This is a genomic window from Sorangium sp. So ce302 (genome assembly GCF_051530145.1).
In the GTDB taxonomy this organism is placed as follows: domain Bacteria; phylum Myxococcota_A; class Polyangia; order Polyangiales; family Polyangiaceae; genus Sorangium; species Sorangium cellulosum_B.
Window position 1 is genome coordinate 12,517,664 of sequence record NZ_CP150326.1, and the last position, 25,954, is coordinate 12,543,617.

Sequence of the window (25,954 nt, forward strand, 5' to 3'; positions counted from 1 at the left end):
CGCCGGATTCCAGCAAGACGCGAACTCAAAAATCGACATCGGCCCGTGCCCAGACTGGCTCCGTCACGTTCTTCCCAGGGCGAAGGGGCCGGCGACAACGGCGGGCCGCTTCCGGGGCGCCGCGCTGCATGGGCCGGCCGGCTCCCCTCCATCCACACGTTGCGAGCTGCAGGGCTGGACCATGCGCAAGACTTATCTCATGGCGTCGATTTTCGTTGCGACCGCGCTCCTGGGGGCCGGCTGCAAGACGGGGAAATGCGCGGATGCCGTCGAGCACGCCGAGGCCTGCGGGGTCGACGACCTCGAGCTCGAGGACGACTTCTCCGGCTGCTCCGAACACGAGGAGTGTCGCGCGTCGTGCGTGCTCGACGCGCCCTGCGACGAGATCAAGGCGTCTTTCGCGGGCGGCACGGACCGCAACACGGAGGCCTGGCGCTGCTACGAGCAGTGCCCCCTCTCCGATTGACGCCCATTCCACCGGGCGGCTGACGCCGGTCACCAGCCGGATTTCTCGTCCTCGCCCAGCACGCCGCCGATCAGGCCGGCCGCGCCGCCCACGGCCGCGCCGCTGGCGCCTCCGAGGAGGCCTCCGGCGAGCGCCCCCTTGGCAGCGCCTCCGGCGAGCTCGTCCTCCGGCGAGGACTCCCTCGCTCCTCCCTCCGCCGCCGGGTCCGCCTGCTCCTGCCGGCTCGTCGGCGGTCTCGACCGATTCTTCTGCTGCTTTTTCATGAGGAGCTTCGAAGCAAGCCTCGTACCAGCAACGACGGCTGGCCGCCGGAGCGGGGAGGTCTCCGCTCGGCCTGGTGGATCGCGCCGGACGCCGCCGTCTCAACGGGTTGTGAAAGGCGATGCGCGATGAGGTCGCTGTCGCCGGGCGAAAGTTCCACGGCTTCCTCTCTATGAAGCAGGTCCCTTTTCGGAGAACGCCCTCCACCGCGCCTGGAACAGCCGGTCTAGGCGCGACGGCCGCCTCGGGCGAACGCGGCCAGGCCCCTGGCGAGCGCCCTCGTCACGAGCGCCGCGGCGAGGCCAAGGATCCCGAGATCAGCGAGGCCGTGGTTCCGCAGCGCGACCGCCCCGACGATGCAATCGCCCGCGAGAAGGACCACGAGCGAAAGGCCGAGCTGAAAGCGGCGCGCGTCGTCGTGCGGCCACCCGGGCGCGGGCTCGGCCCTGGCTCCTCCGAACGCCCGGATCCCGGCGGCGATCCCCAGGAGAAGCACCGCATATCCGGCGCCGAGCAGCGCCTCCGGCGCGACGCTCACGGGAGCTCGCCCTGCCCCGCGCCCGAGGGCGCTGCCCTCCCGGCGCTGTCCGGCGGCGCCTCGATCTCGGTGAAGAGGTTGTCCTGGGCCCCTGGTCCCGCGAGCTGCGGGACGCGATGGCGGACGCCGCGGTAGGCGAGGAGGAGGAGCGGCAGGGTGCCGCCGAGGATGAAGAGCACATCGCCCGGCAGGCGCATCCACTCCATGAGGCGGTTCGTGGGGTTCGTCAGGTACTGGAGCTCTCGAGCCTCGAAATACCCGTAGCTCACCGCGTGGTGGAGCTGCATGAGCCCGAGCGGGAACAGCGTGGCAAAGACCATCCACGCGAGCCCGACGTTCAGCGACCAGAAGCTGATCTTGGCCGCCCTGTCGGACCACCGCGCGGCGGGTATCAGGTAGCGCAGCGCGAAGAGCGCGAGCCCGGCGGCCAGCATGCCATAGACGCCCATCATCGAGGCGTGCCCGTGGTTGGCGGTCAGCGCGGTGCCGATCTCGTAATAGGACACGATCGGCAGGTTGATCAGGAACCCGAAGATCCCGGCCCCCAGGAAGTTCCAGAACCCCACGGCCACCAGGAACATGATCGCCCAGCGATGCGGGAAGGGCTTCGTCGACTGTTCGCCTTGCGCGATCCCCAGGCGGAGGAAGGTCCACGCCTCCACCGTGAGGAAGGTCAACGGGATCACCTCCGCGGCCGAGAAGAAGGCGCCGAGCGCCATGTGCTCCACGGGCGTGCCGGAGAAGTACAGATGGTGCATGGTGCCGATCACCCCGCCCGCCGAATAGAGGATGACCTCCAGGTAGATGAGCCGCAGGGCGATCGCCTCGGCCACCACCCCGAGCAGGACGAAGAGATAGGCCACCATGAGCGTGGTGAACAGCTCGAGGAAGTCCTCCACCCAGAGGTGCACCACCCAGAAGCGCCAGAAGTCGGTGCTCGTGAAGTTGGCGCGCGGGTGCGCGAGGAGGCCTACGGCGTAGAAGGCCGGGATGGCCAGCGCGGCGAAGAAGAAGAGCCAGGGCATGTTGCCCCGGTGCTCGACGGCGAGCCGACCCCGGAGCACGCGGAAGAGCAGCGCCACCCAGGAGAACAGGCCGAGCGTCAGGAGCACCTGCCAGAAGCGGCCCAGATCGAGGTACTCGAACCCTTGGAGCGCGAACCAGATGCTGTTCGAGGCGCCGTGGATGGCGAGGAGCTCGCCGAGGAGGCTGCCCGCGACGACGATGACGAGCGCCCCGAGCAGACCATAGGCGAGCCAGCTCTGGCCTCTCGGCTCGCGCCCGCTGATCATGGGCGCGATGAAGATGCCCGCGCCGAGATAGGAGACCGCGACCCAGAAGATGGCGAGCTGCAGGTGCCACGTGCGCACCAGGTTGAAGGGGAAGGCCCCGGCCAGGTTGATGCCGAAGAAGCTGGACAGCTCGGCGCGATAATGCTGCGTGGCGCCTCCGAGCACGGACTGGAGGGTGAACAGCAGCGCCATGACCAGGAAGAACCACGCCGTCGCGCGCTGGGCTGGGGTCAAGGCGACCTCGCCCGGCTGGCGGAAGCTGAGCCGGTGCCCTTCCCGCCCGTGCCAACCGAGGAAGCGCCATCGCCCGAAGGCCGCGAAGAGCAGGCCGGTCCCGCCGAGGAGCGCGATGAGCGAGAGCACGCTCCATACCACCAGCTCGCCCGTGGGCTGGTTCCGGACGAGCGGCTCTGGAGGCCAGTTGTTGGTGTACGAGTAGGCCTCTCCGGGTCGCTCCGCCGCGGCGGTCCAGGCCGTCCAGGCGAAGAACGAGGTGAGCTGCGAGAGCTCGCGCGCGTCCGAGAAGAGGCCGGTGCGCAGGCCGTGCTTGGCGCTGGGCTGGGCGAAGAAGCGGCGATAGTGATCCTTCAGCAGCTCGAAGGCCTCCGCCTGGGCATCGGTGAAGACCAGCGTCCCTGTCGCGGGATCATAGCGGTTTTGACGAAAATCGCCGACGGTGCGCGCGAGCGCCTCCGCCGAGTCCACGCCGCCGTGGCGAGAGGCGGCGTGGGAGGCGGCCCGGCGGAGGTAATCGGCGGTGAAATCCGGGCCGAGGTAGGCGCCGTGGCCGAAGACGGATCCGTATTCCATGAGCCCGTTGCGCAGGAACAGCTCCTGACCCGTGAGCACGTCGTCGCCCGTGAACAGAACGCGCCCCGCAGGGTCGACCACCCGGGCGGGGATGGGTGGCTGTGCCGCGTAGGTGCGGTAGGCGAGCAGGCCGAGCACGAAGAACCCGAGCAGGAAGACGAGGGCCGTCGCCTGGACCCAGCCGCGCGAGATGAGGAGGTTTCGCCGTTCGGAGGAGCGCGCCATGGGAATGCCGGGAGCAAGCCGAGGAGGGCCCACCCGTTCTCCGAGATGACGACCGAGGAGGCTGCGTTGCGCGGCGTTCGTGCGCCTGGACGAGGAAACGGGGGTCTTTCCGCGGATTCCTCCTGGCCGCTGCCGGCGAGCTCGTGCTGGAGGTCGGGCGGCGTTCGGCGCCCCTGGAGCTCGGCCGCGAGGGCCGGGATCGCGTACTCCGCTATGCGCGCGCGAAGTACGTGCCGTGCTCGAGGTCGGCGAGCAGGCCCGCCTGCTCGGGCTTCCAGCCGAACCGCGCCTGCGTGATCGCGCTCGACGCGGGGGTGTCGAGCGCGAAGAACCCGCCGAGCCAGCCGAAGTGCTCCTTGGGGACCGACTCCACTGGCAAGCCGAGCTTGCGGCCGATCACGCCGGCGATGTCGCGGGTCGGGATGCCCTCGTCGCCGACCGCGTGGAGCCACGCGCCGGCCGGCGCCTTCTCGAGCGCGAGGACGAACAGCCGCGCAGCGTCGAGCCGATGCACCGCGGGCCACCGGTTCTCGCCGGCTCCGACGTACCCGGAGCGCCCGGCCTTGCGCGCGACCTCGATCAGCATCGGGACGAACCCGTGGTCGCCCTCATCGTGGACCGACGGCGGCAGCCGCACCGAGGAAACGCGCACGCCGCGGCTCGCGAACGACAGGGCGAGCCGCTCGGAGGCGGCCCGCGGGCCGCCGGCCGACGGGTCGGGCGCCTCGTCCTCGGTGACGACCCGGCCCGCCGTGAAGCGCGCGATGCCGGAGGCGATGACGAGCGGGCGCTCGGAGCCGGCCAGAGCGCCGCCGAGCGCCTCGATCGCGCCGCGGTCCTTCTCGCAGTTGCCGGCGTAGTCGGTGAAGTCGTCGTGGGAGAACGCGCAGTGGATCACCCCGTCGCAGGCGGCGGCGCCGCGGCGCAGGCCATCGAGATCCGTGAGCGAGCCGCGGTGCACGTCGACGCCGGCGGCGGCGAGCCTCTCGGCGGACGCGTCCGAGCGCGCGAGGCCGAGCACGCGGTGGCCGGCGCGCGCGAGCTCGGGGACGATGGCAGATCCGATGAAGCCGCTGGCTCCCGTGAGGAAGATACGCATGGGACACCTCTCCTTGGTTCGCGATCCACCATGTCACCGCCGCGGCGCACGCGAAATACACGGCCGTCTCCGGTTCTTGCCCGATCGTCTACGCGAGGCTAGGCTGCCACCGTGAGCTCTGGGCGCGACGAATTGCGCGACGAATTGAAGGCCCTCATCGCGCGCTGGTGCCCCAGCGACGGCGTGCACGCCTCGCCGGTGCCCGGAATTTCTTGCATCAAAGTCTCGCGCCAGCAGCAACGCGCGAAGCGGCACTGGCGCGCGTCGTTCTGCATCGTCGTCCAGGGTACGAAGGAGATCCTGCTCGAGCGGCAGGTCTTTCGCGAGCGGGAGCCGCACTACATCGTCAGTCCCATCGACCTGCCGGTGACGAGCCGGGTGATGGGCGTGTCGCCGGCGCAGCCGCTTCTGGGCCTGAAGATGGACTTCGATGCGGCCCTGCTGCGCGAGGTCGCGGCGCAGCTCGACCGCGCGCGGCCGGATGGCCTCGAGAACCCGGGGCGCGCGATCTTCATCGGCAAGGCGAGCGACCGCATGCTCGACGCCGCGGTCCGGCTGGGCGCGCTGCTCGCGACGCCCGACGACGCGGTTGTGCTCGCGCCGCTCGTGAGGAAAGAGCTGACCTTTCACCTGCTGAAAGGCCCCGACGGCCCGGCGATCCGCCAGCTCGTGCGCGCGGGCAGCCAGGCGCACCGCATCGCCGAGGCGGTCCATCACCTGCAGGCGTCGCTCGACGAGGACGTCGACATCGCCGCGCTCGCGCGCACCGCAGGGATGAGCCGGGCGGCGTTCTTCAAGCGGTTCAAGAAGGCCACCGCGATGAGCCCGCTGCAGTACCAGAAGCGCCTGCGCCTGCTCGAGGCGCGCCGCCTGATGGTCGAAGAGGGCGTGGGCGCCGAGGTCTCGGCGTTCCAGGTCGGCTACACGAGCGCCTCCCAGTTCAGCCGCGAGTATTCGCGGATGTTCGGCAACTCGCCGCTGCGCGATGCCCGCGCGCTGCAGCAGAAGGCCGCGGTCGTCCAGGACATGTAGTCCGGCCGCTTCCATCATCGGCGAATACGGCGGGCTCCCCACGACGATCGATGGCGACAGGGCGCCGGAGGGGCGCTTCGGCCCCGGCGGGAGCCCGGCTGGCATCGGCGTCCTCTGAGCCTCACGGGCCCATTCCACCGCATCCATCAACGCTCAACTCAAGGAATCGAGCCATGAACAACGCTGCGAAGAACGATCGACGCGCCGTCTACGGCCTTCTCGAGAATCAAGAGATGTCATGCCGCAGCCGCCCCTCCACCCCCGCCACGAACACCAGGCCAGGATACGACGAGGAGCGCGGTCGAAGCGTATCTATCGGATATTCCAGCCCATCATGTGACTTCCCACCCTCTGGCCGGCGCGGGAACACCGCCCTCCCCGGCGACCCGCCTCGCACGATGCTCGCGCCCCGGCGCGAGCCCCGCGAACCCGCGTGCCCCTGTTGGCTGGGGCACGGTATGCTTGTCGCACCATGAAGTACTCTCCCTGCCTGCTCCTCTCGGCGTTTCTCGCTGGCGCCTGCGGAGGTGGCGAGGCACACCCATCGGGTCCGACCATGACCGCAAGCTCCTCTCTGCTCCCCACCGCGGCCAGCGCCGCGCCCGCGCCCGCGTCCGAAGGTCCCAGCCGCCCCGCGTACCCGCCCACCCGCGTGGCCCCGGTGACGAACGCCGTGCATGGGGTCGAGATCACCGACAAGTACCGCTGGCTCGAGGACGGCGACGCGCCCGAGGTGAAGGAGTGGATGAAGGCTCAGGACGCGTTCACGCGCGCCGAGCTCGCCCGGCTCCCCGAGCGGGACGCGATCGCGTCAAGGCTGAAGCAGCTATTCTACATCGACGCGGTCTCCGCGCCGCGCCACCGCCGGGGCCGGTACTTCCTGAGCCGGCGGCACGCGACGAAGGAGAAGTCGGTCGTCTACTGGAAGGAGGGAAAGAGCGGCGAGGAACGCGTGCTGTTCGACCCGAATACCTGGTCCGAGGACGGCAGCGTCTCGCTGGGCGGATGGGAGGTGTCGTGGGACGGCAAGAACGTCGCCTACAAGATCCAGCAGAACAACTCGGATGAGGCGACGCTCTATGTGATGGATGTCGCGTCCGGCAAGCGCTCCGAGGTGGACGTCATCGAAGGGGCCAAGTACGCGTATGCGTCGTGGACGCCCTCCGGCGACGGCTTCTACTACGTCTGGCTCCCCACGGACCCGTCCATCCCGGTCGCCGAGCGGCCGGGTTATGCCGAGGTGCGCTTCCACCGGCTCGGCCAGGATCCGAAGCAGGATCGCGTGGTGCGCGGCAGGACGGGCGATCCAAGGACCTTCCTTAACGCGTCCCTCTCCAAGGATGGCCGCTTCCTGGTGCTCACCGTCTCTCACGGGTGGACCTCGGCTGACGTCTACTTTCGCGATCTCCGCAGGCCGGGCGGCCAGGCCGCGGACAAGCCGCTCGCGGTCGGGCGCGACGCCCACTACACCGTCGAGGTCTACAAGGACCGGCTCTACGTCCACACCGACGAGGGCGCGCCGCATTACCGCGTCTTCGAGGTCGATCCGGACAGGCCGGATCGCGCCGCATGGAAGGAGATCGTCCCGGAGCGCCCCGACGCCACGCTGGACAGCGTCTCCATCGTGGGTGGGCACCTCGCGCTGAGCTATCTCAAGGACGCTTCGAGCCGGGTCGAGGTGCGCGCGCTCGACGGCAAGCTGGTCCGCGAGGTCCCGCTGCCGGGCATCGGCACCGTCGGCGGCCCTTCCGGGCTGCCCGACGAGGACGAGGCGTATTTCTCGTTCGAGTCCTACACCTCGCCTCACGAGATCCACGCGACCTCGATCAAGACGGGTCGGACCGAGCTCTACGCGCGCATCGAGGTGCCCATCGATCCGTCGCCCTTCAGCGTCGAGCAGGCCTTCTTCCCCTCCAAGGACGGCACGAAGATCTCGATGTTCATCGTCCGCCGCAAGGACATGAAGAAGGACGGGAGCTCCCGCGCGCTGCTCTACGGCTACGGGGGGTTCCAGATGTCGCAGACCCCCGCGTTCACCTCCTCGATGTACCCCTGGCTCGAGCGGGGCGGCGTGTACGCGGTGGCGAACCTGCGCGGCGGCGGCGAGTACGGAGAGGCGTGGCACCGGGACGGGATGCTGCTCAAGAAGCAGAACGTCTTCGACGATTTCATCGCCGCCGCCGAGCACCTGGTCGGCGAGGGGTACACGCGGCCCGAGCGGCTCGCCGTCCTGGGCGGCTCGAACGGCGGCCTGCTCGTCGGCGCCGCGCTCACGCAGCGGCCCGACCTGTTCGGGGCCGTCCTCTGCGGCGTCCCCCTGCTCGACATGGTGCGATACCACCTGTTCGGCTCCGGCAAGACGTGGATCAGCGAGTATGGCTCCGCCGACGATCCGGAGCAGTTCAAGGCGCTCTACGCCTACTCCCCCTATCACCACGTCCAGTCGGGGAAGCGGTATCCGCCGGTCCTCCTGCTCTCGGCCGACAGCGACGATCGGGTCGATCCCATGCACGCGCGCAAGTTCGCCGCCGCGCTGCAGTCCGCGAGCGCGGGCGGTCCCGTCCTGCTCCGCATCGAGCGGAACGCCGGGCACGGCGGCGCGGATCTCATCAAGTCGGCGGTCGCGAAGGGCGCCGACCAGATCTCGTTCGCGCTGTGGGCCACGAGCGCGCAGGCGCCGGCGATCAAGCAGTGAGGCGTCGAGGCGACGCGCGTGCGCCGCAAGACGCGTGAGGCGCGCGTCGCACCACGAGCCGCGCGTGAGGCGCGGGACGCGCGCCGCGGGCGGGGCGACGGACAGGCTTGCGGCTCCGCGCCGCGACGGCTAACAACGCGCCGCTGTGCGAACGCTTCACCCCGTAGCCGGGGCTTCCCGCCGCGGGCCTTTGATCTCGCGCCCCCTCGCGGCCGCCGTCTCGGCGCTCGCGGAGGGCCCGCGCGCGCCGCTCGCGGACCTCGCCGATCCTGCGGCGGTGCTGGCCGGGCTCATGGACCTGCACGGGAGCGTCTCGCTCGCGCGCGAGCTCTCGCTCCTCGACCGCCACGCGGCGCCGCCGCCGGCGTCCGAGGGCGCTCGCGCCGAGGTCCGGGCGCTCGCCGCCGATCGCCTCGGTGAGCTCGCGGAGGCGCTCGACCACGTGTTCGCCGCCCCGTTCCACCGGCGGAACAAGCTCCCCGACGCGGCGGCGGTGCACGCGACGCTGGAGCAGACCGGGGTGTTGCCTGCCCGCGCGGCCCGCGACCGCGGGGGGCGCCCGCTCGCGTCCGCGGCAGGGCAGCTCTGGGAGCCGTTCGGAGAGCTCATGGGCCGCGCCCTCGGCCGCATCCGGCTCGAGACGCGCGCGCTGCGCGAGGAGCTCGCGCCTTCGCTGCGGGCGCTCGGCCCGGAGGCGGCGCGGCTCGAGCGGCTCGACGCCGCGATCTCCGCTGCCACCCAGAAGCGGCGCGAGCGCGCGCTCGCCGAGCTCGTCCCCGGGCTCTCGCGCGCCTTCGCGCGGGCCTTCCGCGCGGCCGTGGGCGCGCTGCCGGAGGGGGCCGGGCTCGAGGACGTCGCGGGCTGGTTCGGGCAGGAGCAGTGGCTCCTGCGGGAGCTCCAGCGCATGGAGCTCGTGGTCCAGGCGGTGCTCGCGCACGAGGCGGGCCGGCTGCTCTCGCTGGTCGACGGGGCGGCGGCGGCGGGCGCGCCCGCGTAGCTCGCGGGGGGCTTCACGATGCGGTTCGCGACGGCGCGGCAGTGGACGACGCGGATCCTGGTGCTCCTCACCGGCGGGGTCGGCCTCGCCCTGGTGGGGCGGGCGGCGCTCGTCTACCGCGGGGCGGACCCGCTCGCGTACCGCCTCGTGCAGCTCATCGCGCTGGGGCTCGCGCTCGGCACGCTCGAGCTGTTCGTGCGCGCGGGGCGGGCTGCCCGGATCGAGCGCGAGCTCGGCGCGCTGCCGCGGCCGGCGACGCGGGCGGCGATCGAGCAGAGCGGCGCCCCGCTCCGATCGATGCTCGAGGCGCGGATCGCCGGCGCGGCGCTGCCCCCGGCGAGCACGACGTTCGCGTCGTACCTCGTCGGCCTGCTCGTGATGATCGGGCTGCTCGGCACGTTCCTCGGCCTGTTCGAGACGCTGCGGGGGGCCCGCGAGGCGCTGACGCTGAGCGCCGATGTCGACGCGCTGCGGGAGAGCCTGGCCGCGCCCATGCAGGGCCTCTCGCGCGCGTTCGGCACGTCGGCGGCGGGCGTCGCGGCGTCGGGGGTGCTCGGGCTCGCCGGCGTGCTCCTGCGCCGGGCCGAGGTGCGGGCCGCGGCGGCGCTCCAGGCCTACGCGTCGGGCCCGCTCGCGGCGCTCACGGTGGCGGGGCGGCAGCTCGCGGCGCTGGAGGCGCTCGCGCGGCAGGGCGAGGCGCTCCCCGCCGCGGCGGCGTCGCTCCGCGAGGCGACGGGCCGGCTCGAGCGCCTCGAGGAGCGGCTGCTCGCGGTCCAGGTGGAGGGCGCGCGCCAGGCCGCCGCCTCGTTCGCGGCCGCCGCGGCCGAGGTTCGCGGCGACATCGCCGCGGGCCTCCGGCAGACCGCCGACGTCGCGGCGAGCGTGGTCAGGCCGATCCTGGCGGAGGCGGTGGAGCGCGCTGGCGCGGTCGCGGGCGGCGCGCTGCAGGCGGTCGAGCGGCGCCTCGACGAGGAGGCGCGCGCGCGGCGGGAGGCGGACGTCGCGTCGGCGTCGAGGCTGGAGGGCCAGGCGGAGCGGCTGTCGTCGGTGGTGGGGGAGGCGATCGAGCGGCTGGAGCGAGCGCACGCGGCGCGCGCTGCGGAAGCGGCGGAGCGGCAGGCGGAGCTGGACGCGGAGCGGGCGGCGCACCTGACGGCGCTGGGCGAGGCGCTGTCGGGCGCGCTGTCGGAGGCGGCGCGGGCGGCGCAGGCGGCGCCGGAGGCGGCGTCGCGGCTGATCGGGGAGGCGTCGGAGCGGCTGTCGGCGCGTGCGGAGGCGGACGCAGCGCGGGATGTGAGGCTGGACGCGCTGCTGGAGAAGCTGTCGGAGGCGACGGCGGGGATGGCCGGGAGCGCGCGGGAGCAGGCGGAGCGGGTGGCCGCGCTTGCGGAGGCGGCGGAGCGGAGCGGCGCGGAGCGCGAGGCGCGCGCGGAGGCGCGCGTGGTGGCGCTGGGCGAGGCGGCGCGGGCGCAGCTGGCGGAGCAGGCGGCGCGGCTGCTGGCGTTCGAGGAGCGGCTCGACGGAGCGCGGCGGGAGGCGGCCGACGGGCTCGCCGAGCGGCTCAGCGCCCACGCCCGCGGCCTCGGCGAGAGCCTGGCGCAGATGGAAGGGGGCGCGGCGTCGCGGCTGGAGCGGCTGGAAGGGGGTGTGGCGTCGCGGCTGGAGCAGATGGAAGGGGGCGTGGCGTCGCGGCTGGAGCGGATGGAAGAGGGCGCTGCGAAGCGGCTCGAGCGGCTCGACCAGGAGGCCGCCGCGCGCCGGCGCGAGCTGGAGACGGCCTCGGCGTCGAGGCTGGAGGGCCAGGCGGAGCGGCTGTCGTCGGTGGTGGGGGAGGCGATCGAGCGGCTGGAGCGAGCGCACGCGGCGCGCGCTGCGGAAGCGGCGGAGCGGCAGGCGGAGCTGGACGCGGAGCGGGCGGCGCACCTGACGGCGCTGGGCGAGGCGCTGTCGGGCGCGCTGTCGGAGGCGGCGCGGGCGGCGCAGGCGGCGCCGGAGGCGGCGTCGCGGCTGATCGGGGAGGCGTCGGAGCGGCTGTCGGCGCGTGCGGAGGCGGACGCAGCGCGGGACGCGCGGCTGGACGCGCTGCTGGAGAAGCTGTCGGAGGCGACGGCGGGGATGGCCGGGAGCGCGCGGGAGCAGGCGGAGCGCGTGGCCGCGCTTGCGGAGGCGGCGGAGCGGAGCGGCGCGGAGCGCGAGGCGCGCGCGGAGGCGCGTGTGGCGGCGCTGGGCGAGGCGGCGCGGGCGCAGCTGGCGGAGCAGGCGGCGCGGCTGCTGGCGTTCGAGGAGCGGCTCGACGGAGCGCGGCGGGAGGCGGCCGACGGGCTCGCCGAGCGGCTCAGCGCCCACGCCCGCGGCCTCGGCGAGAGCCTGGCGCAGATGGAAGGGGGCGCGGCGTCGCGGCTGGAGCGGCTGGAAGGGGGTGTGGCGTCGCGGCTGGAGCAGATGGAAGGGGGCGTGGCGTCGCGGCTGGAGCGGATGGAAGAGGGCGCAGCGAAGCGGCTCGAGCGGCTCGACCAGGAGGCCGTCGCGCGCCGGCGCGAGCTGGAGACGGCGTCGGCGTCGAGGCTGGAGGGCCAGGCGGAGCGGCTGTCGTCGGTGGTGGGGGAGGCGATCGAGCGGCTGGAGCGAGCGCACGCGGCGCGCGCTGCGGAAGCGGCGGAGCGGCAGGCGGAGCTGGACGCGGAGCGGGCGGCGCACCTGACGGCGCTGGGCGAGGCGCTGTCGGGCGCGCTGTCGGAGGCGGCGCGGGCGGCGCAGGCGGCGCCGGAGGCGGCGTCGCGGCTGATCGGGGAGGCGTCGGAGCGGCTGTCGGCGCGTGCGGAGGCGGACGCAGCGCGGGATGTGAGGCTGGACGCGCTGCTGGAGAAGCTGTCGGAGGCGACGGCGGGGATGGCCGGGAGCGCGCGGGAGCAGGCGGAGCGGGTGGCCGCGCTTGCGGAGGCGGCGGAGCGGAGCGGCGCGGAGCGCGAGGCGCGCGCGGAGGCGCGCGTGGTGGCGCTGGGCGAGGCGGCGCGGGCGCAGCTGGCGGAGCAGGCGGCGCGGCTGCTGGCGTTCGAGGAGCGGCTCGACGGAGCGCGGCGGGAGGCGGCCGACGGGCTCGCCGAGCGGCTCAGCGCCCACGCCCGCGGCCTCGGCGAGAGCCTCGAGGCAACCGCAGCGGTGGTGCGGGAGGCCTCGGAGCTCGTGCGGGCCGGCGGTGCCGAGATGACGTCTGTGGCGGAAATGTTCACCGTTGCGGTTGACCGTTACCGCGACGCGAGCGATCGCTGGCTGAACAGCCTGGGGGCGATCGAGGACGCGATCGAGCGCCGGGAGCACGGCGAGGCGACGGACCTCCTCGGCGCTTACCTCGACCAGACCCGTGAGGTCTTCGATCACTCGCTGCAGTTCCAGCGCGAGCTCTTCTCCGAGCTGCGGGCGCTGAGGAGCAAGACGAGCTGATGCGCCGCGCCTCGCGTGCGTCTGGCCCTGGTCTCTCGCGCCCTGAGACCGTGCGCTCGGCGGATCGTGGCGAGATCTCACCGCGTTTGCTGACGTCCGCCGCGAGAGCGATGCGATGTCCCTGACGCCGGCCGAAGACGATGTCCCCGAGCAGGCGGCGGTCTGGCCGGTCTTCGGCGACCTCATGGCCTGTCTCTTCGGCCTCTTCGTGCTCTTTTTCGTCTGGGCGATCTCGTTTCAGGTCGATCTGGCCCGCGATCTCGCCGCCGAGCGCGCCACCCGCGCGACGGAGCGCGCGCGTCTGGAAACGCTCGAGCGCGCCCTGGCCGGACCGCTCGCCGAGGGAAGGATCACCCTGACGGAGGGGCGCATCGGGATCCGCGGCAGCATCCTGTTCGAGCTCAACTCGGCCGAGCTTCAGCCTGCGGGCATCGCGCTGCTCCGCGCGCTGGCCGACCCGCTCAAGGCGTACCTCGAGCATCATGACGAGCTCATCATGGTGAGCGGCTTCACGGACGACCGCCCGCTCACGAGCTCGTCCCGCGGTTATGCCGACAACTGGGAGCTCTCGGCGCAGCGAGCGCTCACGGTGACGCGGGCGCTCGCCGCGGCGGGTGTCCCCGACACGTCGCTGTTCGCGGCCGGCTTCGGAGAGCGGCACCCGGTGGCGCCCAACGACACGAGCGAGAACCGGGCGAAGAACCGCCGGGTGGAGATCTCGCCGATCCCGCGGCGAGGCGCGCCCTGATGACATCCACGTCGGATTTTTCTCCGACAACAATGCCCTCCCAACCCGGGTTGGCCGCGGCGTGCCCCCAACCTGGGTCGGCCGCGTGCCCCCAACCTGGGTCGGCCGCGTCCCCTCAACCCGGGTCGCCCCCGGCCGACGCGCGCCTCGCCGCCCTGCGGGCGGCCGGCGCCCACCGCTTCGACCCCGCGGGCTACCGCCTCGTCGAGGCGCTCCTCGAGCGCGCTCGCGCCCTCGACGGCGGCGCCCGCGCGCGCCTCGCTGCCCGCGCCTCCGCGCGGCTCGCGGCGCTCGACGCCGCCTTCCACCGCGCCCGCGCCGACGCCGAGGCCCACCTCCGCGCCCTCGCCGACGCCGGCCTCCCTCACGACGGCGCCCTGGCCGCGGCGCTCGCGCTCGGCGATTTCCCCGCCGTCGTGAGGACCGCGCGCCGCCGCCTGCGCGCGCTCGCCGCCGAGCGGAAGACGACCGCCGTCCCCTCGCTCGCGCGCCTTCGCGGCGAGGTGGCCGCGCGCGACGTGCGCCTCCCCGGGCCGCTCGCGCGCGATCTCGCGGAGCTCCCGTGCGACGGCGACGTCGTCGAGCGCCGGGTGAAGCGGCAAGCCCAGGCCCTCAGCAGCGCGCTGTCCACCGCGCTGTTCCACGAGTCGCTGGTGAGCGCGCGCGCCACGCTCGCCGTCGCGCGCGCGGCCGACAACGTGCCGGAGGACGCCGGCCCCTACAACGCCCAGGTGCTCGCCTCCCGGGCGCTCTGCGCCGCCGAGCGGCTCTCGGAGCACTACCTGCGCGCGCTCGTGGCCGGCCTCCAGGACCTCGGCGCCCTGGCCGCCGCGCTCGAGCCGCAGCCCGAGAAGCCAGCACGGAAAAAAGCCGCCCCTCGGAACACGAGCGACGCCGCCCCTCGCCGACGGCCGGCCCGGTCCGTCCGAAAAAAAGAATCCCTTTTCCGCGGATCGCGTTAGGTAAGTAGTCCCCATGCTTTGCTCGCCAGGCCGATCGCTCGCTTCCCTCGCGCTCTTCCTGCTCGCCAGCTCCTGCTCGTCCTCGCCCGACAAGGTGCAGAGCGGGCCGCTCACGCCGCCGCTCAAGCAGTGCGGCACCGAGGTGGTCAAGCGCGGCGACGGCTACAACGGCGCGGCGCGCGAGTGCATCTGGCAGGCGTACAGGAACCACGACCCGTCCGAGTTCACGACCACGCGGTACACCATCGAAGGCGATCCCGTCACCTACCGCCTCGAGGTCACGCTCACGGGCGTCGTGGTCGTCGTGGACAGCAAGGATCGCTACGCGCTCCGGGGCGTCTTCCGCCACGAGTGCCGCAACCTCGAGCGCATCATGCAGGAGGGCACCGACGACCGGTTCGGCTTCGCGCTGAGCGCGTGCTCCGGCGGCGGCGCCGACCGGTTCGCGGTCCCGTGACGAGGCCGCCGCGCGCCGGCGTCCCCGGCTCGTCCCGGCGGCCCGGTCGGCTCGCTGGCCCGACGGGAGGCCGCCCCGAAGCCGCGGCAAATCAAGACGTTGGAAACGGAACGGCGACGGGCGCGCGGCGTGAGGCGCAATCGCCCACCGTGCCGAGCCCTGCGCGGACGGCCGCGGGCGGGCGCGCCCCGAGGCCTGATCTGGTGGACGCGACCGATCCTTGGCGCGTAGGCTCGCTAGGAGCAGTCGGAGCGGGCGGCAAGATGAGCAGACGAAGCACCCCGTGTCGCGCGATCGGTCCGAGGAAGGCGCCGGAAGGGTGTGGATGACGCGATGACGGAAGACGCGCGCCCGTCGTCCGGCAGTCCGGCAGAGCGTGCCTGCGAGCACGCTGGAGGGAAGCGCCGTGCAGCGTCACCTCGTTTTTGAAGCCGCCGGGATCAGCCATCCTGGCATGGTCCGAGACACGAACGAGGACAGCTTCGCGATCCTCGAGCCCCGGGGGCTGTTCCTCCTGGCCGACGGCATGGGAGGGCGCGCCGCCGGGGAGGTCGCCTCGCGCATGGCGATCGATACGGTGCGTGATTTCTTCGACGACCCGGACTCCACCTGGCCTGTCGCCGTCGGCGTGGGGCCGCCCACGACGCGGGGCTCGGAGGCGCGCTACGTCGATCAGGGGCTCCCCCTGCTCGTCGCGGGCATCCAGCTCGCGAACGGCCGCATCTTCTCCGCCGCGCGGCGCGACCGGGAGAAGCGCGGCATGGGCACCACGATCGCGGCCGTGCTGGCGCGCGACGGCTTCATCGCCGTCGCGCACGTGGGCGATAGCCGCGTATACCGCCTCCGCGATCATCGCCTCGAGCAGCTCACGCGCGATCACTCGCTGGTCAACGAGTGCATCCGGCTCGGCCACCTCCTCCCCGAGCAGGCCAGCTCGTTCCCGCTCCAGCACGTGATCACCCGCGCCCTCGGCACCGACGAGGCGGTCGACGTCGAGACGCGGATCGACGCCATCGAGGGAGGGGATGTCCTCCTGCTCTGCTCAGACGGCCTGTCCGGCGTGGTGCCGGCGCAAGATATCGCAAGTATCCTGGCGACCCACGCCGATCTGGCCGGCATCGCGTCCCGGCTCGTCAAGCGCGCCAACGAGAACGGTGGCCCCGATAACGTCACCTGCGTTGTCGTGCGCTGGCGCGCTTCGCCCGGCGGCCCGACCAGGCGCTGATCCGCGCGCCCGCGCTGCCGCTCCGGCGGTGTGCGGGCGAGAGCATTGCGCTCAGCCCGCCAGTTTTTCCATGGAACACGGCGTGCCTGGAGGTGCCAGAGAGCGCGCCACCGTGTTAATGGCGGTGGGGAATCCCAATGGTCGCGCGAACGAACGGATCCACACACCCGCAATCCATCGAATCCCCGTCCCGGAGCGCGGCGCTGAGCAAGCCGGGGAAGGGCAGCTCATCGGGCGCGCGGCGCGCCGGCCCGGCGGCGGCGGAGCTCGATCCTGCGGAGCACCACCGGCCGGCGCTCAAGCTCCTCGACGCGGCGCGCGAGCCGGATTTCATCGAGGTGCTCGGATCGCGGGAGCACAACCTCCGCATCGATCGGCTGGAGGTGCCGAAGCGGAAGCTCGTGGTGTTCACGGGGGTGAGCGGCTCGGGCAAGTCGAGCCTGGCGTTCGACACGCTCTACGCCGAGGGGCAGCGGCGTTACGTCGAGACGCTGAGCTCTTACGCGCGCCAGTTTTTGGGTCAGCTCGAGCGCCCGCAGGTCGAGCACCTGCGCGGCCTGTCGCCGACCATTGCCATCGAGCAGAAGAGCGCGTCGAGCAACCCGCGCTCCACGGTCGGCACGATCACGGAGGTCTACGATTACCTGCGCGTGCTCTATGCGCGCGCCGGCGAGCAGCATTGCCACCTCTGCGGCAAGCCGGTGAAGGCGCAGAGCTCGGAGCAGATCGTCGACGAGCTCCTCGGGATGCCGGAGGGGACGAAGTTCGTGCTGCTCGCGCCGCTCGTGACGCACCGGAAGGGGGAGTTCAAGGACCTGTTCGAGGAGCTCCGGGGCCGCGGCTTCGTGCGGGTCGAGATCGACGGGGCGCAGCACCGGCTCGACGAGCTGCCGAAGCTCGACAAGAAGCTCAAGCACACCATCGCGCTCGTGGTGGACCGGCTGGTCGTGCGGGCGGACGAGCGCCAGCGCATCACGGAGGGGGTCGAGGTCGCGCTCCAGGAGGGGCGCGGCGAGCTCCGGGTCGAGCTCCAGGCCGACGAGGGGGCGTCCGGGCGGCGCCGTCGCCCCGACGCTCCGCTGCTGTTCAGCGCCGCGCGCTCCTGCTGCGGCCAGAGCTTCCCCGAGCTCTCGCCGCAGAGCTTCTCCTTCAACAGCCCGCTCGGCATGTGCGGCGCCTGCAACGGCCTCGGCACCCGCCTCGAGATCGATCCGGCCCTCGTGATCCCGGATCCTGCGCTGTCGATCCGGGAGGGCGCCATCGCCCCCTGGGCGTCGGCCATGGCGCGCGGGGAGGGCTGGACGTTCCGCATCATCGACGCCGTGGCCAAGGCGTGCTCCGTCGACCTCGACGTGCCCTGGCGCAAGCTCGGGGCGAAGAAGCAGGAGATGGTGCTCCATGGCCTCTCCGGCAAGCGCATCGCGGTGACGTGGGGGAAGGAGGGGACCGAGACGCACGGCACCTGGGGCATGAAGTTCGAAGGCGTGATCCCCAGCCTGATGCGCCGGTTCCAGCAGTCGTCGTCCGAGTCGGCGCGGGACGCTTACCGCAAGTTCATGAGCGAGCGCCCGTGCGACGCCTGCGGCTCCCGGCGGATGCGCCCCGAGTCGCTCGCGGTGCGCGTCGCGGCCAAGGGGATCGCCGACGTCACCGCGATGACGGTGAGGGACGCCTACGAGCATTTCGCCCGGCTCGAGCTGCCGGGCAACCGGCAGAAGATCACGGAGGGAGTGCGGCGCGAGATCACGAGCCGGCTCAGCTTTCTCCTGAACGTGGGGCTCGACTACCTGACGCTCGACCGCTCGGGGCCGACGCTGAGCGGGGGCGAGGCGCAGCGCATCCGGCTGGCGAGCCAGCTCGGCAGCGAGCTCTCCGGGGTGATGTACGTGCTCGACGAGCCGAGCATCGGCCTGCACCAGCGGGACAACCAGCGCCTCATCGAGACGCTGCGGCGCCTCAGGGATCTCGGCAACACGGTGCTCGTGGTGGAGCACGACGAGGAGACGATCCGGGCCGCCGACTACGTCGTGGATTTCGGCCCCGGGGCCGGGCACCTCGGCGGCCGGGTGATGGCCGCGGGGACGCCCGAGGAGATCGCGCGTGACCCCGAGAGCGTGACCGGGGCGTACCTGGCGGGGCGCGCGCGCATCGAGGTGCCCGAGGCGCGGCGCGCGCCGCGCGGGTGGCTGGAGATCCTGGGCGCGGCCGAGCACAACCTGAGGAGCATCGACGTCCGCTTCCCGCTCGGGGTGCTGCTCGCGGTGACCGGGGTGAGCGGCGCCGGCAAGAGCTCGCTGGTGAACGGCATCCTCCTGCCGGCGCTGGGCCGGGCGCTTCACCACAGCACCGAGCCGGTCGGCGCGCACCGCGCGATCCAGGGGCTCGAGGCGCTCGACAAGGTCATCGCGATCGACCAGAAGCCGATCGGCCGCACGCCGCGCTCGAACCCGGGGACGTACACGAAGGCGTTCGACCAGATCCGCGAGATCTTCGCCGAGCTGCCGGAGTCGCGCGCGCGCGGCTACGGTCCAGGGCGGTTCAGCTTCAACGTGAAGGGCGGGCGCTGCGAGGCGTGCAGCGGCGACGGCATGGTGAAGGTGGAGATGCACTTCCTCGCCGACGTCTATGTCCCGTGCGAGGTGTGCGCCGGCAAGCGGTACAGCGCGCAGACGCTCGCGGTGCGGTTCAAGGGCAAGAGCATCGCGGATATCCTCGACACCAGCATCGAGGATTGCCTGCGTCTCTTCGAGCACCACGTCGCGCTGCGCCGCGTCCTCGAGACGCTGGTCGAGGTCGGCCTCGGGTACATGAAGATCGGCCAGAGCGCGCCGACGATGAGCGGCGGCGAGGCGCAGCGCGTGAAGTTGAGCCGGGAGCTCGGCAAGAGCCAGACGGGGCGAACGCTCTACGTCCTCGACGAGCCCACGACGGGCCTGCATTTCGAGGACATCCGCAAGCTGCTCGGCGTGCTCCACCGGCTGGTCGAGGCGGGGAACACGGTGGTGGTGATCGAGCACAGCCTCGACGTCATCAAGTGCGCGGACTGGGTGATCGATCTCGGCCCCGAGGGCGGCGCCGGCGGCGGCCGGGTCATCGCCGAGGGGACGCCGGAGCACGTCGCGAAGGTGAAGGGCTCGTACACAGGACAGTTCCTTAGCCCCCTTCTCCCGCCTAGGCGTTAACCAAGCCTAGCGCCGCGTTCTCCTACATTCGAACGTGGTCGTGGTCGTGAACGTGGTCGTGGTCGTGGTCGTGGTCGTGGTCGTGGTCGTCAACGTTGGACCGTGAACGACCACGACCACGTCTGAGGATCCCGCACATCTTTTTTTGATCCGTTTCGGACCCGCCAAGTGTCTGAAATGTCATGGGAAATCCCGATGTGCCGGAAACGATGCCGTCGATCGTGCGCGAGTTCGAGACGGTGCAGCTGGGCGATGCGCGCCTGCATCAGCGGGTCCGGGCGGTGGTGGCACGGCTGAGCGTCGCGCCGGGCGAGAGCTTCCCGGACTCGCTGAAGACAGAGGCAGAGCTGGAGGGCTTCTACCGGCTCCTTGGCAATCAGCGCGTGTCGTATGGTGCGCTGGTGCAGGCCCACAGCGAGCAGACCCTCGAGCGGATGGCCGGTCACGACACGGTTCGCGCGGTGCATGACACCACCGCCGTCGCCTTCGACGGCGACGGCGCACGCAAAGGGCTCGGTCCGCTCAACGGCAAGGACACCCAGGGCTTTTTGGCGCACGCGACGCTCGCCGTGGCCACCGACGCGATCAATCAGCCGCTCGGACTGCTGGGCCTTGCCTGCTGGGCCCGCAAAGCCTCCGCCCTGTCCAAGAGCCCACGCAAGAAGAACAGGACGGGCAGCGACTATGCGCGCGTGACCGACAAGGAGTCGACGCGCTGGCTGCGGCAGGTGGAGGCGGCCGAGCAGGCCGTGGGCGACCGCACGTCGCTGCTGCACATCATGGACCGCGAGGCCGACGCCTACCCGCTTCTGTGCGCCATGGTCGAGCAGGGCCACCGCTTCGTCGTGCGCATGGCGCGCGATCGGAACGTGTCGGAGCTGGCCGAGGATGAGGAAGAAGCGCTCGACGACGGCGCACGGCTGCGGCTGAGCGAGGCGCTGGTCGAGCTGCCGATCCGGCTCAGTCGCGAGGTCGTGCTCACCCAACGCCGCGCCGGCCCTGTCCCGGCGAGCAAGCGCGCGCACCCCGAGCGCTCGGAGCGGAGCGCCACGCTGGGCGTCGGCGCCCGGCGCATAGCGCTGCGCCGTCCGTACTACCTGCCCGAGCTGGCCGAAGAGCTCGCGGTCAACGTCGTGCTGGTGCAGGAGATCGACACGCCCGCGGGCGAAGAGCCGGTCGCGTGGGTGCTGGCGACCAACGAGCCCGTCGACACGCCCGACCAGATCGCAGCGATCGTCGACCATTACCGGGCACGGTGGCTCATCGAGGAGTTCTTCAAGGCCCTGAAGACCGGCTGCGCCCTCGAGACGCGCCAGCTCGAGAGCTTCCGGAGCCTGACGAACGCGCTGGCGCTGTTCGCCCCGATCGCGTGGCAGATGCTGCTGCTGCGCTCTCTGTCCCGCGTTGAGCCCAACGCGCCCGCGGAACGAGCCCTGAACCCCACGCAGCTGAAGCTGCTGCACCAGCACCAGCCCAAGAAGTTGCCGGCTCAGGGGGCGACGGTAGTCGATGCGCTCTACGCCGTTGCCGGTCTTGGTGGACATCTCAAGCGCAACGGTCCGCCTGGCTGGCTGACGCTCGCGCGCGGAATGCAGACCTTGCTCATGCTGGAGACGGGCTGGAACGCCGCCGTTGCCAACTCAGCGAAAACTAAGGGGGAAATGTGATCAATCCTCAGACGACCACGTTCACGTTGACGACCACGTTCACGTTCACGTTCACGTTGACGACCACGTTCACGTTGACGATCACATTGACGACCACGTTCACGTTGGTGACCGATGGTGGGGCGAGCTCGTGCGCTGAATGCAACCGAACGAGCTCGGCTAACGCCTATGCCCTCTTGTCCTGTGCGGGCGCTGGCCGAGCGGGGATGGATCATCTGGGGCAGAGTGGGGCAGAGAACGTCTGCGACGGCTCACTCCGACGCGCCTGAGACAGACGCATTTGTGATTTGCGTCTCTTGCTGACCATCCATTTCAGAGAAGCGCGATATTCATTGGTGGCGCCCTTGACTGATTTATTCGATCGGCTTGCACCGCGCTGCAAAAGCGCGTAGCCGGGATCGATGGACACCAACGTGTCCAGGAGTGCGCGAGCACCCGACCAGCACCTTCAGCGAACAACATCATGAGTTCTCGTGCCAGCGGGGCTGTCGTACAGGCCCCTGCGCTCGAGATCCGTTGACGGGAGGGCCCATGCAGATCTCGAAGCATGCTCTATTTCTCGGCGTAGGACTTTGGGTGGGCGCCGCCTCGGCGGCGGCGTGTTCCGCCAGCGGCTCGTCGGCGGGCGACCCTCGGCCTGGGACCACCGCCAGCGGCGGCGGCTCGGGCGGCGACGCCGTCGGGTCGACGAGCTCCGGCGGTTTCGGCGACGACATCGGCGCCGGCACCGGGGGCGGCGACGTCGGCCCCGAGCTGGTCGGCGACCCGAAGACGTGCGCGGAGGCCGCCGCGAGCAAGTCCTATATCGGCTGTGACTTCTGGCCCACGGTCACCGCGAACATCGTCTGGTCGATCTTCGACTACGCGGTCGTCGTCGCGAACGCCGGCGACGAGATCGCCGAGGTCGAGGTGACGCGCGCCGGCGCCGCGGTGGCGCGCGCCGAGGTCAAGCCCAACAGCCTGAGCAAGATCTACCTCCCCTGGGTGCGCGAGCTGAAGGGGCCCGACGCCACCCATTGCACCGGGGGCGACTCGATCACGAGCTCCGTCCGCGTCGACGGCGGCGCTTACCACCTCGTCTCGACCCGGCCGGTCACGGTCTATCAATTCAACGCGCTCGAGTACAAGGGAGAGGGCGGCCCGTCCGGGAAGGACTGGTCGTCCTGCCCTGGCAACGAGGCGTGCGCGGCCAACGACGGGGAGCCCTTCGGCTGCTTCTCCTTCACCAACGACGCGTCGCTGCTCCTGCCGAGCACCGCGATGACAGGCAACTACCGCATCACGGGCCAGCGCGGCTGGGCGGAGGCGGACTTCGGCGGCTACATCGTCATCAGCGGGATCCAGGACGGCACCAGCGTCACCGTGAACGTCGCCCAGGGAGGCTCGGTGGTCGCGGGCGACGGCATCCCCCGGACGAGCGGCGGCGGCAGCTTCACCGTCCAGCTCGACGAGGGGGATGTCGTCGAGGTCCTCGGGCACCCGAGGAGCGACCTCAGCGGCAGCCTCGTCACCGCGACCCGCCCTGTCCAGGTGCTGACGGGCATACCGTGCGTGCAGGCGCCGGTCGGCCACCAGGCCTGCGACCACATCGAGGAGTCCGTGTTCCCCGCCGAGACGCTGGGCAAACGGTACTTCGTGACGCTCCCGACGTCGCCGGGCGGCCGCGTCATCGGCCACATCGTGCGCCTCTACGGCAACGTCGATGGCACGGCGCTGACGTATCCGTCCGGCAAGCCGGACGGCGCGCCGACCACCATCGACGCTGGCCAGGTCGTCGACCTCGACGTGGTGAGGCGGGATTTCGAGGTCGTGGGAGACCACGAGTTCGCGGTCAGCACGTTCATGCTGGGCGCCGAGATCGTCGACGCGGACACCGAGTCTCGCCAGAAGGGTGATCCGTCGCAGAGCCACCCCACCGCGGTCGAGCAATACCGCTCCAAGTACGTCTTCCTCGCGCCGAGCGACTACGATGAGAGCTACGTCGACATCATCCAGCCGCTCGACGCCGCGATCACGCTCGACGACGGCTCGGTCGACGTCGCCCCGACCCCGATCGGCAACGGCTCCGGCTTCGGTGTCGCGCGTGTCCGGCTCGGCCCCGGCAACGGCGGCGCGCACGTGCTGACCGCCTCGGCGCCCGTCGGCATCCAGGTGCTCGGCTACGGCGCCTACACGAGCTACCAGTACCCTGGCGGGCTCAACCTCGTCGCCATCGCGCCCCCGCCGCCCCCGCCCCGCTGACCCCGCGCGCGCCGCGCTGGTTGTCTTTCCCGGTCTCCTGAACTAGCACCCTCGCATGACGGACGAGCCGCGCTCCTCGGCACGTCGCGCCCGCCGCGCCGCGCTCTTCGTCGTCCTGGCCAGCCTCGCCTTCGCCGCGAGCGGCCCGCTCGCCCGCTATGCGCGCCCGGTCCACCCGCTCGCCATCGCCTTCGGCCGGGTCGCCCTCGCCACGATCGCGCTCTCCCTGGTCGACCCGCGCGCGATCGCCCGCTCGGCTGCCCGCCTCTCGCCGCGCCAGGGCGCCGCCGTCCTCTGCGCCGGCCTCCTGCTCGCCGTCCACTTCGCGCTCTTCCTCTGGGGGCTCGACCGCACGTCCCTCGCCGCGGCCCTCTCGCTCGTCTCGCTCGAGCCGCTCGCCGTCGTGCTCTGCGCGTGGGCGTTCTTCGGCGTCCGCCCCACGCGCTCCGAGCAGGCGGGCGTGCTGCTCGCCACCGTCGGCGCGCTCGTCGTCGCGCGCTCGGCCGGCGCCGGCGATCACCGGCTCTCGGGCGACCTCCTGGTCGTCGGCGCCACCCTCCTCTACGGCCTCTACGTGTCCTTCGCCCGCGCGCTCCGGGACGCGCTGCCGGCGCGGAGCTACGCCGCCCTCGTCTACGGCAGCGCCGCCGTCTTCCTCGCCGTGGCGCTCCCGTTCGCGCCCGGCGCGCTCGAGGGCGTCGCCCCGCCGCCGGCCCACGCCGCCGTCGCCATCGTCGCGCTCGCGCTCGTCCCCACCGTCGTCGGCCACACCGCGGTCCAGATCGCGGCGCGCCGCATGTCCCCATCCATCGTCGCGCTCGTGTCCCCCGGCGAGACGCTCGGCGGGATCGTCATCGGCGCCCTGTGGCTCCACGCCACCCCGACCGCGCTCGAGATCGCGGGCGCCGCGATCATCCTCGCCGGCGCCACCGTCGCGATCCTCGGGTCGAGCTCGTCCGCGGCCACGAGCGCAGGCTGACGCGCGCCCCCGCCGGCGCGCCCCCGGCTGGCGCCCGATGCCCGGCGCGGCGTGAACGCCTGACTGCGTGTGTCCGGGCAGCGGTCGCGCCGAGCGCTCACCGGCTCTGCTGCGACGGAGTTTGCCCGCGCGCGCCGCTCCGGTCGGACTCCGCGCCTCGAACACATGGATTTCACGGGAGAGGCGCCCGCGCGCGCTTGACGGTCGATGATTCGAAAGAACGCTCTCCCGCATGTACGGTGGGCTGTTTCGAAACATCCTGTTTCCGCTCTACGAGACCCGTTTGAGGGGCAGGGAGACCCTGAAAGACCTGGAGCGGATAGAGCGCTCCCAGTGGCGATCGGAGAACGAGATTCGCGATCTCAGCTTCCGGCGGATGCTCGCCGCCCTCCAGTTCGCCGAGCGGCACGTCCCGTTCTACCGGGCTCGCTTCGCCGAGCACGGCGTGCGCGCCGCCTCGGTGAAGGCGCCGGAGGACCTCCTGCGGTTCCCCGTCCTCACGAGGGCCGACCTCCGCGCCCACGGGCAGGATCTCCTCGCCGAGGGCTTCGTCGGCCGGCTCTACGCGAGCGGCACGGGCGGGTCGACGGGGGAGCCGGTGCAGTTCCGGTTCGACCACCGCACCTACGAGCGCCGCATCGCGGCCGCCATGCGGTCCGACGGGTGGGCGGGCGCCCGGCTCGGCGACCGGGAGCTCCACCTGTGGAGCGCCGTGCTGGTCAGCGAGACGCTCGCGACGAAGGCCAAGCGCTCCCTTCACGAGGCCATCCTCCGCAAGAAGATGATCTCCGCCTTCGACCTGTCCGACCGGCGCCTCGCCGCGTTGCTCGACGAGATCGCGCGGTACCGGCCGCAGCTCATCGTCGGGTACGCGAGCGCGCTGTACCACGCGGCGCGCTACGCGCTCTCGGATGGCCGCGCGCTCCCCGCGCCGCGCGGCATCGTCACCAGCGCCGAGCGGCTGTTCGCGCACCAGCGCGAGGCCATCGAGCGCGCGTTCGGCGCGCCGGTGTTCGATCGGTACGGCTGCCGGGAGCTCATGCTGATCGCCGCCGAGTGCGAGCGGCACGCCGGCAAGCACATCAACATGGAGAACGTGTTCGTCGAGCTGCTCCGCGACGGGCGGCACGCCCTCCCCGGCGAGCCCGGCGAGGTCGTCGTGACCGACCTCGTCTGCCGCTCGATGCCGCTCATCCGCTACAAGAACCAGGACGTCGCGATCGCCGCCGGCGCGCCGTGCGCGTGCGGCCGCGGGCTGCCGATGCTCGCCTCGGTCGAGGGCCGCGTCCTCGACCTGCTCGTCGGCCCCGACGGCGAGCTGCTCGCCGGGGAGTTCTTCCCGCACCTCATCAAGGACCAGCCGACCATCGCCCGCTACCAGGTCCACCAGGACCGGCGGCGCGCGCTCACGGTCAAGCTCGTGCCGGGCAAGGGCTTCCAGCCCGAGACCGCGAGGCTCATCGAGCGCCTCGTCCGGCAGCACCTGGGCGAGCGCGCGGAGATCTGCGTCCAGATCGTCGACGAGATCCCCCTCACGAGCGGCGGCAAGCACCGGGTCACCCTCTCCGAGGTCCCCGTCCAGCTGGGCCGGGGGCGCGCAGCGTGAGCGTCGCCGGGGCTGCCGGGAAGCTCGCGCG

The 25,954-nt window shown here is 72.1% G+C and carries 19 protein-coding genes; 14 read left to right on the forward strand and 5 right to left on the reverse strand.

The window, feature by feature from the left end:
- Positions 1-181: 181 nt before the first annotated feature.
- Positions 182-466, forward strand: coding sequence for a hypothetical protein (locus tag WME73_RS47335; RefSeq protein WP_437913900.1), 285 nt, complete (start codon positions 182-184; stop codon positions 464-466).
- 29 nt (positions 467-495) lie between these two features.
- Here the strand turns inward: WME73_RS47335 and WME73_RS47340 are convergent, their stop codons facing one another.
- From WME73_RS47340 to WME73_RS47355, 4 genes are all read right to left on the reverse strand, one after another.
- Positions 496-729: a hypothetical protein gene (locus WME73_RS47340; RefSeq protein WP_437742867.1), complete on the reverse strand. Its 234-nt coding sequence runs from the start codon at positions 727-729 to the stop codon at positions 496-498.
- Positions 730-953: 224 nt separating this feature from the next.
- Complete coding sequence (locus WME73_RS47345; RefSeq protein WP_437913901.1) at positions 954-1,265, reverse strand: hypothetical protein; 312 nt, start codon at positions 1,263-1,265, stop codon at positions 954-956.
- Positions 1,262-3,592 (reverse strand): nitric-oxide reductase large subunit, encoded by a 2,331-nt coding sequence (locus tag WME73_RS47350; RefSeq protein ID WP_437913902.1) that lies wholly within the window; start codon positions 3,590-3,592, stop codon positions 1,262-1,264. The genes WME73_RS47345 and WME73_RS47350 overlap by 4 nt, the downstream gene beginning before the upstream one ends.
- Positions 3,593-3,803: 211 nt before the next feature.
- Positions 3,804-4,691 (reverse strand): SDR family oxidoreductase, encoded by an 888-nt coding sequence (locus tag WME73_RS47355; RefSeq protein ID WP_437742870.1) that lies wholly within the window; start codon positions 4,689-4,691, stop codon positions 3,804-3,806.
- Between the two features lie 111 nt (positions 4,692-4,802).
- Between WME73_RS47355 and WME73_RS47360 the strand changes: the two genes are divergently transcribed.
- The 10 genes from WME73_RS47360 to WME73_RS47405 all read left to right on the forward strand — a co-directional run bounded on the left by WME73_RS47360 (position 4,803) and on the right by WME73_RS47405 (position 21,097).
- Positions 4,803-5,723 carry an AraC family transcriptional regulator N-terminal domain-containing protein gene (locus tag WME73_RS47360; protein WP_437913903.1) on the forward strand — a complete coding sequence of 307 codons (921 nt, stop codon included), beginning with the start codon at positions 4,803-4,805 and terminating at the stop codon, positions 5,721-5,723.
- Between the two features lie 556 nt (positions 5,724-6,279).
- Complete coding sequence (locus tag WME73_RS47365) at positions 6,280-8,418, forward strand: prolyl oligopeptidase family serine peptidase (protein ID WP_437913904.1); 2,139 nt, start codon at positions 6,280-6,282, stop codon at positions 8,416-8,418.
- Between the two features lie 190 nt (positions 8,419-8,608).
- Positions 8,609-9,415 carry a hypothetical protein gene (locus WME73_RS47370; protein ID WP_437742873.1) on the forward strand — a complete coding sequence of 269 codons (807 nt, stop codon included), beginning with the start codon at positions 8,609-8,611 and terminating at the stop codon, positions 9,413-9,415.
- A gap of 18 nt (positions 9,416-9,433) precedes the next feature.
- Entirely contained in the window at positions 9,434-12,856 is a 3,423-nt protein-coding gene (locus tag WME73_RS47375) for a hypothetical protein (protein WP_437913905.1), read from the forward strand.
- A gap of 115 nt (positions 12,857-12,971) precedes the next feature.
- The gene (locus WME73_RS47380) at positions 12,972-13,604 is read left to right on the forward strand and encodes an OmpA family protein (RefSeq protein ID WP_437742875.1); all 633 of its coding nucleotides are present in this window, start codon (positions 12,972-12,974) and stop codon (positions 13,602-13,604) included.
- Positions 13,605-13,636: 32 nt separating this feature from the next.
- Positions 13,637-14,566, forward strand: a complete 930-nt coding sequence (locus tag WME73_RS47385; RefSeq protein WP_437913906.1) for a DUF2894 domain-containing protein — start codon at positions 13,637-13,639, stop codon at positions 14,564-14,566.
- 13 nt (positions 14,567-14,579) lie between these two features.
- Entirely contained in the window at positions 14,580-15,023 is a 444-nt protein-coding gene (locus tag WME73_RS47390; RefSeq protein ID WP_437854850.1) for a hypothetical protein, read from the forward strand.
- 454 nt (positions 15,024-15,477) lie between these two features.
- Complete coding sequence (locus WME73_RS47395) at positions 15,478-16,248, forward strand: PP2C family protein-serine/threonine phosphatase (RefSeq protein ID WP_437742878.1); 771 nt, start codon at positions 15,478-15,480, stop codon at positions 16,246-16,248.
- 137 nt (positions 16,249-16,385) lie between these two features.
- Positions 16,386-19,430, forward strand: coding sequence for an excinuclease ABC subunit UvrA (gene uvrA, locus WME73_RS47400; RefSeq protein WP_437742879.1), 3,045 nt, complete (start codon positions 16,386-16,388; stop codon positions 19,428-19,430).
- Between the two features lie 182 nt (positions 19,431-19,612).
- Entirely contained in the window at positions 19,613-21,097 is a 1,485-nt protein-coding gene (locus WME73_RS47405; RefSeq protein WP_437911522.1) for an IS4 family transposase, read from the forward strand.
- Between the two features lie 7 nt (positions 21,098-21,104).
- Here WME73_RS47405 and WME73_RS47410 read toward each other — a convergent pair whose 3' ends face one another.
- Positions 21,105-21,242: a hypothetical protein gene (locus WME73_RS47410; protein WP_437913907.1), complete on the reverse strand. Its 138-nt coding sequence runs from the start codon at positions 21,240-21,242 to the stop codon at positions 21,105-21,107.
- Between the two features lie 386 nt (positions 21,243-21,628).
- Here WME73_RS47410 and WME73_RS47415 point away from each other — a divergent pair, with 386 nt between their 5' ends.
- The 3 genes from WME73_RS47415 to WME73_RS47425 all read left to right on the forward strand — a co-directional run bounded on the left by WME73_RS47415 (position 21,629) and on the right by WME73_RS47425 (position 25,923).
- Complete coding sequence (locus tag WME73_RS47415; protein ID WP_437913908.1) at positions 21,629-23,338, forward strand: IgGFc-binding protein; 1,710 nt, start codon at positions 21,629-21,631, stop codon at positions 23,336-23,338.
- Positions 23,339-23,393: 55 nt separating this feature from the next.
- The gene (locus WME73_RS47420) at positions 23,394-24,317 is read left to right on the forward strand and encodes a DMT family transporter (RefSeq protein WP_437913909.1); all 924 of its coding nucleotides are present in this window, start codon (positions 23,394-23,396) and stop codon (positions 24,315-24,317) included.
- A 283-nt stretch (positions 24,318-24,600) separates the two neighbouring features.
- Complete coding sequence (locus tag WME73_RS47425; protein WP_437913910.1) at positions 24,601-25,923, forward strand: phenylacetate--CoA ligase family protein; 1,323 nt, start codon at positions 24,601-24,603, stop codon at positions 25,921-25,923.
- The last annotated feature ends 31 nt before the right edge of the window (positions 25,924-25,954 follow it).